Below are 13,497 nucleotides of genomic sequence, written 5' to 3' on the forward strand. Positions count from 1 at the left end.
CTTTTATTGTATACTATTTTTAAGGAAGTATTAAATCATTTAATGCAATGCCAAACAACTGCCTGCTATTACTTTTAAACTGTCGTCAGATTGTTTCCAAACTCTGATATAACGAAAAGCACCATTTATAGGATTATTATCAAATGCTCCTTTTAAAAAAACGGTTACTGCAACCACAGCTACATGCCCCATTATATTTATAATTTGATCTGAAGCTTCAAGCGAATCGATTTTCATTTTACCTGAACGATATGAGTTTAAATCGAATTCTTTTGTAATGGTATTACCATCCGGTAAATTGAAGAGCAAATCATCGTGCAGCAGCTTTTCTAAGGCAGTAACATCAGCATTTTTAATAGCAGACAAAAGTTCTATTTCGGCGTTTACAACTGTTTCTGTTTTCATTAAAAAAAAATAAACAATTATTTCTTTGGATTCAAGACCGTTTTGATCATTGCATCTTCTTTCAGAATTACATCATAATAATACAGTTCTCCGTATAATTGTCGGGCAAATTCGGCAGTAATATAACGATTGACTAAAGTTTTGGTTTTATCTAATTTCAGATCCAGACCTGTCATAAAAATATAGTCTTTAAATTTTTTAAAATAAGTATCCGATTTTTTCATCTTATACAAAAAGGCATTAAAATGAAGTCCGGCAAAGGCATTTCGATTTTTATCCAACTCTTCAAAAACAAAATGACCTACAATTCCTGTTTGTAACAAGTAAGCTACATTTTCGTTTCCGTGTTCTGCTTCGATTGGCACAAAAACATCAGGAACGATTCCGCCACCACCATACACTATTTTACCTTTTGGAGTTTTAAATTTTAAAGAATCAGCGACTTTTATACTGTCTTTTGCGTATAATTCTCCTGATTTTATTCTGTCTTCGGATTCTTTATAATATTCTTCGTTTCCTTTGGTATACGGTTTTTGAATTGATCTTCCGGTTGGCGTATAATATCTCGCGACTGTCAATCGAACAGCTGATCCGTCGTTAAAATCCATTTCACGTTGCACCAAACCTTTGCCAAAAGAACGACGTCCTACAATAGTTCCGCGGTCATTATCCTGAATAGCTCCGGCCAGAATCTCACTTGCCGAAGCACTATTTTCATTAATCAAAACCGTTACTTTTCCGGTTTCAAAACTTCCGCTTTTTGTTGCGTATGTTTTTTCTGTAGTACCGTTTTTATTTTTGGTAAAAACAATCAGCTGTTTGTCTTTCAAAAACTCATCGGCAATAGCCACAGCTTCTTCCATATAACCACCACCATTATCACGAAGATCTATTACCAGAGCCTGGATTCCTTTTTGTTTTAATCTTGTCAGGCCGGACTTAAACTCATCATAGGTCGTTTCGGCAAAACGGTTTATTTTGATATAACCGGTTTTATTATCAAGCAACAAAGATGCATCAACACTTTTTAGCGGAATAATATCCCTTTTGATTTTAAACTTCAATTTCTTTTGTTCCGATTTTCTAAAAACGGTCAATTCTATTTCAGAACCTTTTGTTCCTTTTAATTTAGAAAAGAGACTATCAGAAGTCAATTTTCTTCCGTATAATTTGGTTTTTCCGGCATATAATATCCGATCGCCTGATTTTATTCCGGCTTTCGCCGAAGGGCCGTTTTCAACAGGTTTTATAATGGCGACAGAATCTTTATACATGTAGAAATTAATTCCCACACCTACAAAATCACCTTTCATACTTTCGGCAACTTCTGCTTGTTCACTTGGCGGAATATAAATAGAATGCGGATCCAGTTTTGATAAAATATTATCTACTGTCAGGTTTACAATCGAATCGGTATTAACACTATCTACATACTCATTATTGATAAAATCAATCAGTTTATTGAGCTTGGTTTTAGAGTAATTTTTAGCCAAAAGGCTATCTTCTACAGGGGCATTCATATGGCTCCCGAGAACAGTTCCAAGAGCAAAGGTTGCTCCGATAACGATTGGCAGATATTTTGAATTGAATTTCATTATTCTTCTAAAACAGGAATATGTTCTACCTCTACACCTGCTTTCAATAAAAACTGGATTCCGGAGTCATCGCGATACCCATTTTGGTATACTACTCTTTTTATTCCTGACTGATGTATGAGTTTACTACATTCTTTACATGGCGAAAGTGTAATATACAAAGTTGCACCTTCACAGGATTGTGTAGATCTGGCTACTTTTAAAATCGCATTTGCTTCTGCATGCAAAACATCCCAACGGGTTAATCCGTGTTCATCTTCGCAACAATTTTCAAATCCGGATGGTGTACCGTTGTAACCATCAGAAATAATCATACGGTCTTTTACAATTATAGCGCCTACCTGCTTACGTTTGCAATACGACAATGAACCCCATTCTTTGGCAATTCGCAAATAGGCCCTGTCGTACTTATTTAATTTTTTTATATCCATTAATTTATCTGTTCCAAATTGGGCTCTCTACAATCATCGGAATTACAACCCCGATAATAAAAGCCGACATTACAAGTGCCCAGTCCCGTTTTGAAAAACGAAATACAGTCTGCACGATATATGATATTACTAAAACCACAAAAACTACTATTATCTGCGCCGCTTCGATTCCAAGAGCAAATTCTAATAAAGGTACTAATTTTGAAGAGGCTGTCCCTCCTAAAATCGTTTTAAAATAATTTGAGAACCCAAGTCCGTGGATAATTCCAAAAAACAAGGTCACAAAAAAAATCAGATTCACACTTTCATTTTTAGCGGATTTTCCGGCTGTAAAAAGATGAAAAACTGCAGTTATCAAAATGGTAATCGGAATTAAGAATTCTACAATATTTGCTTTTACAGCTATAATGCCAAAAACAGAAAGCAGCAAAGCTAATGTATGACCAACTGTAAACATAGTTACTAACAACAAAATCCGTTTCCAGTCCTTAAAAGTATATGGAATTGTTAAAGCGATTAAAAACAATACATGATCATAAGCATGAATATCTAAAACATGCTTTAGGCCTATCTGAAAATAAATCCAAAATTCTGACATGAGGCTACTTATATTAATTGATTTGGGTCTGTAAACTTACGATTTATTTTGAAAAATTAAATACAGCCCATTATTAAAAGAACGGATAAAAATAAGTTAAATTTTATGAGAACTTTAAAATTAATAATTTAAAATAAAATATATCTTTGCCCTATAAAAACCCTATAATTATGTCATTTTCAGATTTATTTGATAGCGAATTCAAACAAAGAAATAAAGGTCACTTTTCAGCTATTGTTCGTGTAGCATTGGCAGACGGGACACTTCATCCTGAAGAAAAAAGTTTCTTAGACAAACTTGCTGCACAATTAGAGATTTCAGAAACCGAGTACGAAGAAATTCTGAGCGATCCATTAAAATACCCTATTAATCCACCTTACTTACATGTTCAGCGTTTAGAGCGCTTATACGATTTGACCAGAATGGTACATGTTGATCATCACCTTGAAGACAAACAGGAGGTTATGTTAAGAAAATTAGGGATCGCGCTTGGATTTACGCCTAGTAACGTAAATTATATCATTGCAAAAGCATTATCTTTAGTAGACAAAAAGGTAGATGCTGATACTTTTGTTTACGAAATGCAGCATATGCATAAATAGTAATCAGTATTCAGTTTACAGTCGCAGTTTACTTTTTAAAATTGTAACGATTACCAAATATAAACCCGACAAGTTTAAAAAACTGTCGGGTTTGCTTTTTAAAGTTCAAACTGAGACCAAAAAACTGCGACTGCGACTACTTCGCTTCAGCCATAAACTCTTCGGCTTTTTCAACCATATTAACACTTCCGCAGAAAAAAGGAACCCGCTGATGCAGTTCTGTCGGCTGGATTTCCATGATTCTTCGAAAACCGTCTGATGCTTTTCCGCCCGCCTGTTCTGCAATAAATGCCATTGGATTGCATTCATACATCAAACGCAATTTTCCTTTTGGTGCTTTTGAGCTTGTTGGATAGAGATAAATACCTCCTTTAATCATATTTCGATGAAAATCAGAAACTAAACTTCCAATATATCTTGAAGTATAAGGCCTGTCTTCTTCTTCGCGCTGACAATATTTGATGTAATTTTTGACCCCTTGCGGAAAATGTACATAATTCCCTTCGTTTACCGAATAAATGTTCCCGTCTTTCGGAAATTGCATGTTTGGATGCGATAAGTAAAAGGTACCAATAGCCGGATTCAAAGTAAATCCGTTTACGCCATGACCCGTTGTATAAACTAACATGGTTGAAGTGCCGTAAATTACATAACCAGCAGCTACCTGATTAACTCCGGGCTGTAAAAAATCCTCGCTTGTTACCGGAGTTCCGATTGGTGTTATTCTTCTGAAAACAGAAAAAATAGTCCCCAAAGAAACATTCACTTCAATATTGGAGGATCCGTCAAGAGGATCCATTAAGATCACGTACTTATTATTATTACTGTTGTCGCTCCCCTTGACAGTAATATATTCGTCGTTTTCTTCAGAAGCTATTCCACAGACAATCTCACGGTTTATTAACGTCTGGATAAATACTTCGTTGGCATAGACATCTAATTTTTGCTGTTCTTCTCCCTGGATATTTTGCTCGCCTACTGCGCCAATTATATCCACTAATCCAGCTTTGTTTACTTTATAGTTTACGACCTTGGCCGCCAAACGTATAGAGTTAATGATCCGGGACAGTTCTCCGGATGAATACTGAAATGCTTTTTGGTTCTCAATAATAAACTCTCCCAGTGTTTTATTGCGTTCTTCCATTGCTATATCGTTGTAGTTTTTAATTATAAGTCACAAATATCGCTTTTTTTGTGAGAATGATTCAAAAATTATTTCGTTAGTTTGCTACTATTGTATATTTGCTAATGAAAGGCAAAAAGTTTCATTTAAAAAAATACTTAATTAGATAATAGCAGGTTAAAAATATGAATTATGGATATTAGAAAAGGAAAACCTGAAGACATGAAATCAGTTTTAGCACTGATTCAGGAGCTTGCGATATTCGAAAAAGAGCCGGATGCCGTTTTAATAACCGAAAAAGATTTAATACGTGATGGTTTTGGCGAACAACCACTGTTTCATGTTTTTGTTGCAGAGGTTGAAAAAGAGATTGTTGGCATAGCTTTGTATTATTACCGATATTCTACCTGGAAAGGAAAAACAATTCATCTGGAGGATTTAATTGTAAAAGAAAAAATGAGGGGCAGCGGTTTAGGATCTGCACTTTATTCTGAAATAATGAAACAGGGAAAAAAAGATAATGTTCGAAGAATCGAATGGAATGTTCTCAACTGGAATACTCCTGCCGTAAATTTCTACGAAAACTCAGGCGCAAGAGTTATCGAAGAATGGAGGGTAGTCCAAATGGATGAAGCAGGAATTAATTCGTACTTAGAAAAAATTAATTAAACAAAAGCGACAGGATAATAAGGAGTGCTCCTGTCAAATATTAAAATTTTAAAAAAAGGACAGAGACGCACTGCAGTGGGTCTCAACAATACAAATTAAAGATGAGAGTATTTAAATTTGGTGGTGCATCGGTAAAAGATGCTGAAGGAATTAAAAACGTTTATGACGTTTTACAAAAAGTTGGGTATGAAGATGTGATTTTGGTCGTTTCGGCTATGGGTAAAACCACAAATGCATTGGAGGTCGTTATTAAAAACTATTTTGATAAATCGGCAGAACTTACTTCTTCTGTACAAGAGATAAAAAAATATCACAATCAAATATTACTGGATTTATTTGCAGATGAAAAACATGCCGTTTTTGCAGCTGTTAATGAGCAGTTTTCAGAATTAGAATATTTTTTAGCACATAACAAATCCCCGAATTACAATTTCGTTTACGATCAGATTGTAAGCTTTGGTGAATTAATTTCGACCAATATCTTAAGTCATTTTATGAATTTTATGGGCATTCAGACACAATGGCTTGATGTTCGTAACTTCATTAAAACAAATGCAAATTACAGAGATGCCGAAGTAGACTGGGAAACTACCCAGCAAAATATCAGCAAAAATGTGCCTCGCAAAATATTAAACATCACGCAAGGATTTCTAGGTGCTGATGAAAACAATTTTACCACGACTTTAGGCCGTGAAGGTTCTGATTATACTGCCGGAATTTTTGCTTATTGTCTAAATGCAGAAAGTGTTACAATCTGGAAAGATGTACCCGGAGTTATGAATGCCGACCCAAGATATTTTGAGAATGCAAGTTTGTTAAACCAGATTTCATATCGTGAAGCAATTGAACTGGCTTTTTACGGAGCGACCGTTATACACCCGAAAACATTACAGCCTTTACAGAAAAAAGAAATTCCATTATACGTAAAATCATTTGTTAATCCGTTATTAAAAGGAACCTGTGTTTCTAAAGGAGTAGATTTAGAGCCTTACCTGCCATGTTTTATTGTAAAAAGAGAGCAGCTTTTAATCTCGCTTTCTTCTATTGATTTCTCTTTTATTATGGAAGAAAATATCAGCGAAATTTTCGGATTATTTCATCAATTTAAATTAAAAGTAAATTTGATTCAGAACTCTGCGATTAGTTTCTCTGTTTGTGTAGAAGATAAATTTGGAAACTTCAATGAACTCAATGCCATCCTTTCTAAAAAATTCAAAGTAGATTATAACGAAAATGTAACATTGTATACCATTCGTCACTTTAACGAACAGGCTGCAGAAACTGTTGTAGAAAATAAAGAAGTTTTACTAAAACAAGTAAGCCGTGAAACAATGCAGATTGTTACTAAAGAACTCAATTAATATTTTACAGTTAATTATTAATTCTACAAAGGCTTCACTTAAGTGAGGCTTTTTTTTGTTAATAAAATGAATTTCATCTGTTAAAAAAACTTAAATTCACTCTAAATCAAGTATTCATTTCTAATTTTCCAAATTATGAATTATAACGCTCCTTCTGAAGAAACCAAAAACAGATGGCATCATGATCCGGACAATTGAGCCTGGGAATGTTTTATTACAACCGAAAAGATCTAAGATTATTTCTGCCCAAAAAAAGTCAAAGAATTTGACTGGACAATAAACCAGAGGCTTTCCGAAAAGTAAGGACAGCCTCTTTTTTAAGTTTTTTTTATTATTTAATATTTTTTTAACGTAAATTTCTAACAAATATTGTTGCTGTATTACTTTCTTTATAAATACTCAGCATTGTAAATGACATTTCTACTATTATAAAAAACTCAAATCGAAAATTAGAGTTTGTAACTATTTTCTATATTTCCTATTTAGAAAAAAAAGCATTAAAAAAACCAAACTACCAATTAATAAAAACAGTAAACTGAAATAAAAATAATTTATGTGGTAGTAAGTATCATAATAAGGATAACGATAAAAATAATCATTACTAAAGAAAAAATAGATAGTAAATAAAATACAGATTGTTGTAAATATTAAATAGTATTTAATTATTGTTTTCATTTGTTCTGTTATTATTAAAAAATGCATTAAACATTGTAAAATATCCTAAATGGATGTCACCGAAACTTATGTCACTGATTAAATTATTCATCAATGATGATGGAAATTTTTTATACAAAAGTTTCTCTTCTACAATTTTTTCAATATCGGTAATAAGTTCATCACTTGTTCTTTTGTCAAATTTCTCTTTCTCTAATTCTTCAACTCGTGATTTAGAAAAAAAGGGTTCAGGTGAATGCCAATCTTTTCTAATTACATAATAAGGAATTAAAACACTTATGTACAAAGTAATTGAGTACAATTCGCCTTCTTCAAAAATATTTAAAAAAAAAGTGTAACACCTATCGTTATTAGAATCTAATCTTGAAAAGTCTTCAAAATCCTTTAAAATTTCATCATTCACAAATACTTTCTTTATGTGATCGCGTATAATTAGATTTTCGTCCGAATTGAAATAATCAATTGTAGATTGTAACCTTTTATATTCTACAGTTTGTCTATATTTTTCTTTCTCATTCCAAGGACATATATTCTTAGGATAATAAAGATGCGTAAACTTCAATAAAACATTGTTTATCATAATTATTAAATTTTAATCACAAATTCCTGTTTCACTTCGATTTGTTTTATAATTTGTGGCTGGAAGCGTTGATGTAGTATTAAAATTTACTGTACCCCCATTAGTATAAGTCCTATACTCGGCTTTCAATAATGTTTGAAATTCTGTATGCAAAATCATATCACTAACATTTTTTAATGCATACTTTTTGTCCATAGCATCCATAACTTTATTAAGAACCATTGCAGAAACAGTTGCAGCTGCTCCTGGAGTCACGTCACCATTACCTTTATGAAAATTAATTGCCATACCGAAAAGTACTCCTTGAGGAAAAGACACATAATGGCTAACTCTGATGCCTTTATTATCAAGAATAACAATTCTAAAATTTATATTTTTAACCACAGCTTCTTGCCAATTAGCTCCCTCTTTAGAGGTGAAATTAAAACTTTCACAACTAGGAGGTGCAGTTTCTTCAGTAGATGTTCCTCCACCTCCTCCAGCACCACCAGTTTTTGGAGGTACCCCACTTGTACCAGTACCACCACCAGCACCACCACAAAATAGCTTTTCAATTAAATCATATGAACCGTCGTCATACATTTCAATCAAATACGTACAAGTTTGCTCTTCTCTTCCAGTGGGATTTGATGAATGTTTTTTAGATATTTTTGTTACTGGATCAACAACTTCTCCCTTTGTATTTACTAAATTTATGTTTCCTTCAAATGATCGAAGCAATCCCTCAAAACTAAGATTTTTATCACCATTATCAAACTCTTTCGATGTCGATAATACAAGTTGATACACTTGAAATTTACTTTCTTTGTTTTTAGTAAATAATAAGCGCATATATGTTTGTCCAACTCCGTTTTGAACTTTTAACTTTTCATTTAACAAGAGAGGTACTTCAATTATTGTTTCAAACTCATTTTTTGAAACTATAGCATCTTCCCATTTAATTGATTTAGTATAGTGTAAAATAGGAATATTGACGCCACTTTCCTCAAACCATTTATTTGTTTCAGTGACGGCTAAATTTTGCTCGTTTTTTACAGCTTCCTCAGTACTACAAGATTCAAGAAAAGCAAACAATGCAAATAAATAAAGTAATAAATTTTTCATTTTCTTAAGGTTTTTAAATATAACAAATAAAAACTTATAAAAATATAAAAAAGAAACATTTTACAAAAAGTGATCTTTTTAAAATAAAAAAATTGAAAACAGAAATATTAGTTAATTATACCCAAAATCCCATTTCTTATATTCCCAATTATAAATACTACTTTTGGCTTTTTAGAGTTAAAGTATTTATGCTAAAAAAATTACTGCTTTTAATGGCTTTTGTTTATTGTTCCGGACTTCAGGCCCAGGAAACAGATTTGCTCTATAAAACCAAAAAAATAGCAGTCACAAGAGATACGATTCATCTGGAAAATGTGAGTATTAATTCCGGTTTTTTTCAGCTTTTAAATTCTAAAAATGAACCTATTGATTCTTCTTTTTATAAAATTAATTTCCAAAAAGGGAATCTTCTATTAAACGAAAAATTCACTTTACAAACAGATACTTTAATTGTCAATTACTTAAAATACCCTGATTTTTTGACGAAAGAATATAGCCTTTACAACTCCAGTCAGATTGTAAGCAATGATGTTGGTTCGGATAAATTATACAAAATAGACAATTCCAACACTAAAAAGGCCGCTCCGTTTGATGGCTTAAACACCTCCGGAAGTATTACCCGTGGTGTCACCATTGGAAATAATCAGAATACGGTTTTAAACTCCAATTTAGATCTTCAGATTACAGGAAAAATTTCAGACAAAGTAAGCCTAAGAGCCTCGCTTCAGGACAATAATATTCCTTTACAGGAAGGCGGTTACTCACAAAAACTGGATCAGTTCGACAATATTTTTATGGAATTATTCAGTGATGACTGGAATATCAGAGCCGGAGATGTATTTTTAGAAAACCGAAAAACTCAATTTTTAAGTTTTAACAAAAAAGTTCAGGGACTTTCGGCCAGTTTTGATTTTGGCGGAGAGGACAATAAAACCAATGTTTTTGCATCAGTGGCTTTCGCCAAAGGGCAATATGCCAAAAGTACTTTTACAGGACAAGAAGGAAATCAGGGACCTTATAAACTAAAAGGACAAAATGGCGAATTGTATGTTTTGGTTATTTCAGGATCTGAACGTGTATATGTGAATGGTATTTTGCTGAAAAGAGGCGAAAACAATGATTACGTAATTGACTATAACGCAGGCGAAATTGTTTTTACATCGCTTTTCACCATTACTTCTGAAATGCGAATTAACATTGAATACCAATATTCAGATAGAAATTATAACCGGATGGTAACGTATGCAGGAGCTTCTCATGACAATAAAAAATGGAGTTTTGCCGGTTATTTATATTCTGAAAATGATTTAAAAAACCAGCCTTTGCAACAAAATCTTTCTCAAGAGCAGGTTCAGATTTTAAATGGAGCCGGAGATAACAGCACTTTGATGAAAGCACCATCAGCTTATGAAGACACTTATTCCGAGAAGAAAATTTTGTACAAAAAAACAATTGAGAACGCTGTTGAAATTTACCAATACTCGAATAATCCCGACGATGTTTTGTACAGTGTAAAGTTTAGTCTTGTGGGAACCAATTCCGGAAATTATGTGATACAAAACACCAATTCTGTTGAGCGGATCTATGAATATATTGCACCGGTAAACGGAATTCTTCAGGGAAATTACGAGCCCATTGTACAATTAGTAGCTCCGATGAAACTTCAGGCAGCGACTTTTTTAGGAAAATACAATCCTGATGAAAAAACACTGGTTGATTTTGAAATTGGCATCAGCAACAATGACCAGAATTTATTCTCGGACATTGATGACGGAAACAATAAAGGGATTGCCTTGAAATTAAATACTAAAAAACGTCTTTTTACTAAAGAATGGACCTTGGATGCTTTCGCTAATTACCAATTTATAGATGAAAATTTTAAATCGGTAGAACGCTTGTACAATATTGAATTTAACCGTGACTGGAATTTAAACACGACACTTTCAGGTAATCAGAGTCTGTTGGTGACAGGTTTAAATTTTGACTTATTTTCGAAGAAAAAAACTTCGAATATCGGTTTGTTTACCTATCAGTTCGAAAAATTAGATTTTACCGAAAGTTATACAGGAAGCAGACACACGACAACTGCTTTCTTCAAATTAAAAAACTGGACGATCGAAAATCAGGGTAGTTTTTTAAATTCTGATGCAACAACTTTGACTTCAAAATTCATTAGAAACCTGAGCAAAACCAAATATCATTTTGGCAAAAACTGGGTTGGAGGCAATTTTCAAATTGAAGACAATCAGGAAAAAGATAAAGTTACCCATCAATTTTCTCTAGTTAGTCAGCGATTTTCAGAATATGGTGTTTTTGCAGGACGAGGTGACAGCACTAAGGTTTTTGTAGAACTGGGCTATTTGCGAAGAAAAAATGACAGTTTACAAAACGGATTATTAGAGCATGTAAGCAATTCGCAAACCTATTTTTTGAAATCTAAGCTGATTCAGAATAAAAAAACAGATTTGGCCGTTTACGCCAGTTACCGAAATTTAGATTTTACAGACGCTTCCAGACGAAGGGAACCTTCACTGAATTCAAGGATTTTGTACAACGATCGTTTTTTTAATCAGTTTTTTCAAATCGGAACCGTTTATGAAACAAGTTCCGGGACCATAGCACAACAAGAATACAATTATGTAGAAGTTGCCGCAGGTCAGGGTATATATGCATGGAACGATTACAACAATAATGACATTAAGGAACTGGATGAATTTGAAATTGCGCCTTTTCCGGATCAGGCAAAATTCGTTAGAATATTTTTACCCAATCGGGTCTATATCAAAACCAATCAGAATAAATTTTCACAGTCCCTTACGATAAATCCTTTGCAATGGCAGAATAAAAAAGGCTTCAAAAAAATAGTTTCCTATTTTTACAACCAAACATCGTTTATTCTGGACAAAAAAGCGAAAAGTGACGGAGATAATTTTGAATTGAACCCTTTTAGCACTTCCGGAGAAAATATATTAGGATTAAATTCGAGTTTTAGAAACAGTTTGTTTTATAACCGAGGCAAGCAGAAACATTCTGTCACATATTCTTTTCTCATTAATGACGGAAAGAACCTGCTTACTATTGGTTCACAATCTGTAAAAAACAATTCGCATCAATTGCAATACACACATTTATACCAAAAAAGCTGGTTGTTAAATTTATTCTCCAAAACGATCAAGACCTCCTTAACCTCTGAAGATTTTACAGCTAAAAATTATGACTTAACAGGTTATCAGATTGCTCCGAAAATAGGATATTTGTTTTCGAAAAACACAAGTCTGGATATCTTTTACGAAGTACAAAAGAAGGAAAACCAAATTGGAAATTTGGAAACTTTAACCCAAAACCGCCTGGGAACTTCGTTTTCGTATGCCGGAGATAAAAAAGTGACGGTAAATGGAGAATTCTCGTTTTATGAAAACAAATTTATGGGAGATGAATTTTCATCTGTAGGTTTTCAAATGCTGGAAGGGCTTCAGGCAGGACAGAATTTAGTCTGGAAATTACTGTTACAGAAAAACATAACCCAGTTTCTCGATGTTAACCTGAATTATCAGGGACGAAAAAGCGAAACCGGAGTTACTGTTCATACAGGAAATATTCAGTTAAGAGCTTATTTTTAACACATTCTAAAATCGTAACCCTAAATTGATTATTTTTAATTAAAATTTTAACCTTTGAAACTATGAAAAAATTATTATTGCTTTGCCTTATGATTGTTTTATCTGGTAATTTTTACGCACAGGAAACAACAAAAACCAAGAAAGCCAAAAGCGAGACGGCTGCTAAAAAGAAAAAAGCTAAAGCAGATAAAGCTGCAACTGATGTAAAAAAAGAAGCAAAGAAAGCTACTGATGCATCGAAAAAAGCTAAGACTGATGCTGAAAAAGCTAAAGAAGCAAAAACAGAAAGTACAAAAGCTGACATAAAAAAAACAGAAGCCAAAACGGATGCAAAAGCCAAAGCCGTTAAAAAAGACGCAACCTCAACTAAAAAAACCAGTACAAAAAAAATAAAAGAAACAAACGAAAAAGCACCAAAAGTTGCCGATAAAGTAACAGGGGAGTATAATGGCAAAAAAGTCTATACCGGACCAAAAGGCGGAAAATACTACATCAATAAAAACGGAAACAAAACCTATATTCAGGATTAAAACTTTCTGTCTTACCAAAAAGTCCGGGTTTCTATTGAGAGACCCGGGCTTTTTAGTTTACATTTAAGAAATGATACCAATTATAATTATTTAACAGTTCGGAAATTTTCTGGTTTTAATACCCTTATAATATGAAAACAGGCTAATTTTATTCGGCAATATGAAACCTATAAGCGGTATTATCACGGCAAAAGTTAAAGGTAT

At 33.1% G+C, this 13,497-nt stretch carries 12 protein-coding genes; 5 read left to right on the plus strand and 7 right to left on the minus strand.

What is annotated here, in order from left to right; genetic code table 11:
* Positions 1–39 precede the first annotated feature (39 nt).
* From DMB65_RS13840 to DMB65_RS13855, 4 genes are read right to left on the minus strand one after another with little or no spacing between them, the layout of a single operon-like run.
* Entirely contained in the window at positions 40–405 is a 366-nt protein-coding gene (locus DMB65_RS13840; protein WP_110307235.1) for a nuclear transport factor 2 family protein, read from the minus strand.
* 17 nt (positions 406–422) lie between these two features.
* Positions 423–2,000, minus strand: coding sequence for a S41 family peptidase (locus tag DMB65_RS13845; RefSeq protein ID WP_110307236.1), 1,578 nt, complete (start codon positions 1,998–2,000; stop codon positions 423–425).
* Entirely contained in the window at positions 2,000–2,431 is a 432-nt protein-coding gene (locus DMB65_RS13850; RefSeq protein WP_110307237.1) for a deoxycytidylate deaminase, read from the minus strand. The genes DMB65_RS13845 and DMB65_RS13850 overlap by 1 nt, the downstream gene beginning before the upstream one ends.
* Before the next feature lie 4 nt (positions 2,432–2,435).
* Positions 2,436–3,029: a HupE/UreJ family protein gene (locus DMB65_RS13855; protein ID WP_110307238.1), complete on the minus strand. Its 594-nt coding sequence runs from the start codon at positions 3,027–3,029 to the stop codon at positions 2,436–2,438.
* A gap of 170 nt (positions 3,030–3,199) precedes the next feature.
* Here DMB65_RS13855 and DMB65_RS13860 point away from each other — a divergent pair, with 170 nt between their 5' ends.
* Positions 3,200–3,631 carry a tellurite resistance TerB family protein gene (locus tag DMB65_RS13860; protein ID WP_110307239.1) on the plus strand — a complete coding sequence of 144 codons (432 nt, stop codon included), beginning with the start codon at positions 3,200–3,202 and terminating at the stop codon, positions 3,629–3,631.
* A 136-nt stretch (positions 3,632–3,767) separates the two neighbouring features.
* On the opposite strand, the gene fbp is transcribed toward DMB65_RS13860, so the two are convergent.
* Complete coding sequence (fbp, locus tag DMB65_RS13865) at positions 3,768–4,775, minus strand: class 1 fructose-bisphosphatase (RefSeq protein ID WP_110307240.1); 1,008 nt, start codon at positions 4,773–4,775, stop codon at positions 3,768–3,770.
* A gap of 171 nt (positions 4,776–4,946) precedes the next feature.
* On the opposite strand from fbp, the gene DMB65_RS13870 reads away from it, so the two are divergent.
* Together DMB65_RS13870 and DMB65_RS13875 are read left to right on the plus strand one after the other, a co-directional pair.
* Positions 4,947–5,423 carry a GNAT family N-acetyltransferase gene (locus DMB65_RS13870; protein WP_110307241.1) on the plus strand — a complete coding sequence of 159 codons (477 nt, stop codon included), beginning with the start codon at positions 4,947–4,949 and terminating at the stop codon, positions 5,421–5,423.
* Between the two features lie 101 nt (positions 5,424–5,524).
* Complete coding sequence (locus tag DMB65_RS13875; protein WP_110307242.1) at positions 5,525–6,784, plus strand: aspartate kinase; 1,260 nt, start codon at positions 5,525–5,527, stop codon at positions 6,782–6,784.
* Positions 6,785–7,442: 658 nt separating this feature from the next.
* Here DMB65_RS13875 and DMB65_RS13885 read toward each other — a convergent pair.
* Positions 7,443–8,039, minus strand: a complete 597-nt coding sequence (locus DMB65_RS13885) for a hypothetical protein (RefSeq protein WP_110307244.1) — start codon at positions 8,037–8,039, stop codon at positions 7,443–7,445.
* A gap of 12 nt (positions 8,040–8,051) precedes the next feature.
* A complete protein-coding gene (locus DMB65_RS13890; RefSeq protein ID WP_110307245.1) occupies positions 8,052–9,143 on the minus strand; it encodes a hypothetical protein in 1,092 nt (363 codons plus the stop codon).
* 188 nt (positions 9,144–9,331) lie between these two features.
* On the opposite strand from DMB65_RS13890, the gene DMB65_RS13895 reads away from it, so the two are divergent.
* Positions 9,332–12,763: a hypothetical protein gene (locus DMB65_RS13895; RefSeq protein WP_110307246.1), complete on the plus strand. Its 3,432-nt coding sequence runs from the start codon at positions 9,332–9,334 to the stop codon at positions 12,761–12,763.
* A gap of 62 nt (positions 12,764–12,825) precedes the next feature.
* Positions 12,826–13,293 (plus strand): hypothetical protein, encoded by a 468-nt coding sequence (locus DMB65_RS13900; RefSeq protein WP_110307247.1) that lies wholly within the window; start codon positions 12,826–12,828, stop codon positions 13,291–13,293.
* Positions 13,294–13,497 lie beyond the last annotated feature (204 nt).

The sequence above is a fragment of the Flavobacterium cheongpyeongense genome (assembly GCF_003202435.1).
Classification (GTDB): domain Bacteria; phylum Bacteroidota; class Bacteroidia; order Flavobacteriales; family Flavobacteriaceae; genus Flavobacterium; species Flavobacterium cheongpyeongense.

Coding starts and splice junctions, on each gene's coding strand:
- DMB65_RS13840 (WP_110307235.1), bottom strand. CDS start 405: ATGAAAACAGAAACAGTTGTAAACGCCGAAATAGAACTTTTGTCTGCT.
- DMB65_RS13845 (WP_110307236.1), bottom strand. CDS start 2,000: ATGAAATTCAATTCAAAATATCTGCCAATCGTTATCGGAGCAACCTTT.
- DMB65_RS13850 (WP_110307237.1), bottom strand. CDS start 2,431: ATGGATATAAAAAAATTAAATAAGTACGACAGGGCCTATTTGCGAATT.
- DMB65_RS13855 (WP_110307238.1), bottom strand. CDS start 3,029: ATGTCAGAATTTTGGATTTATTTTCAGATAGGCCTAAAGCATGTTTTA.
- DMB65_RS13860 (WP_110307239.1), top strand. CDS start 3,200: ATGTCATTTTCAGATTTATTTGATAGCGAATTCAAACAAAGAAATAAA.
- fbp (WP_110307240.1), bottom strand. CDS start 4,775: ATGGAAGAACGCAATAAAACACTGGGAGAGTTTATTATTGAGAACCAA.
- DMB65_RS13870 (WP_110307241.1), top strand. CDS start 4,947: ATGGATATTAGAAAAGGAAAACCTGAAGACATGAAATCAGTTTTAGCA.
- DMB65_RS13875 (WP_110307242.1), top strand. CDS start 5,525: ATGAGAGTATTTAAATTTGGTGGTGCATCGGTAAAAGATGCTGAAGGA.
- DMB65_RS13885 (WP_110307244.1), bottom strand. CDS start 8,039: ATGATAAACAATGTTTTATTGAAGTTTACGCATCTTTATTATCCTAAG.
- DMB65_RS13890 (WP_110307245.1), bottom strand. CDS start 9,143: ATGAAAAATTTATTACTTTATTTATTTGCATTGTTTGCTTTTCTTGAA.
- DMB65_RS13895 (WP_110307246.1), top strand. CDS start 9,332: ATGCTAAAAAAATTACTGCTTTTAATGGCTTTTGTTTATTGTTCCGGA.
- DMB65_RS13900 (WP_110307247.1), top strand. CDS start 12,826: ATGAAAAAATTATTATTGCTTTGCCTTATGATTGTTTTATCTGGTAAT.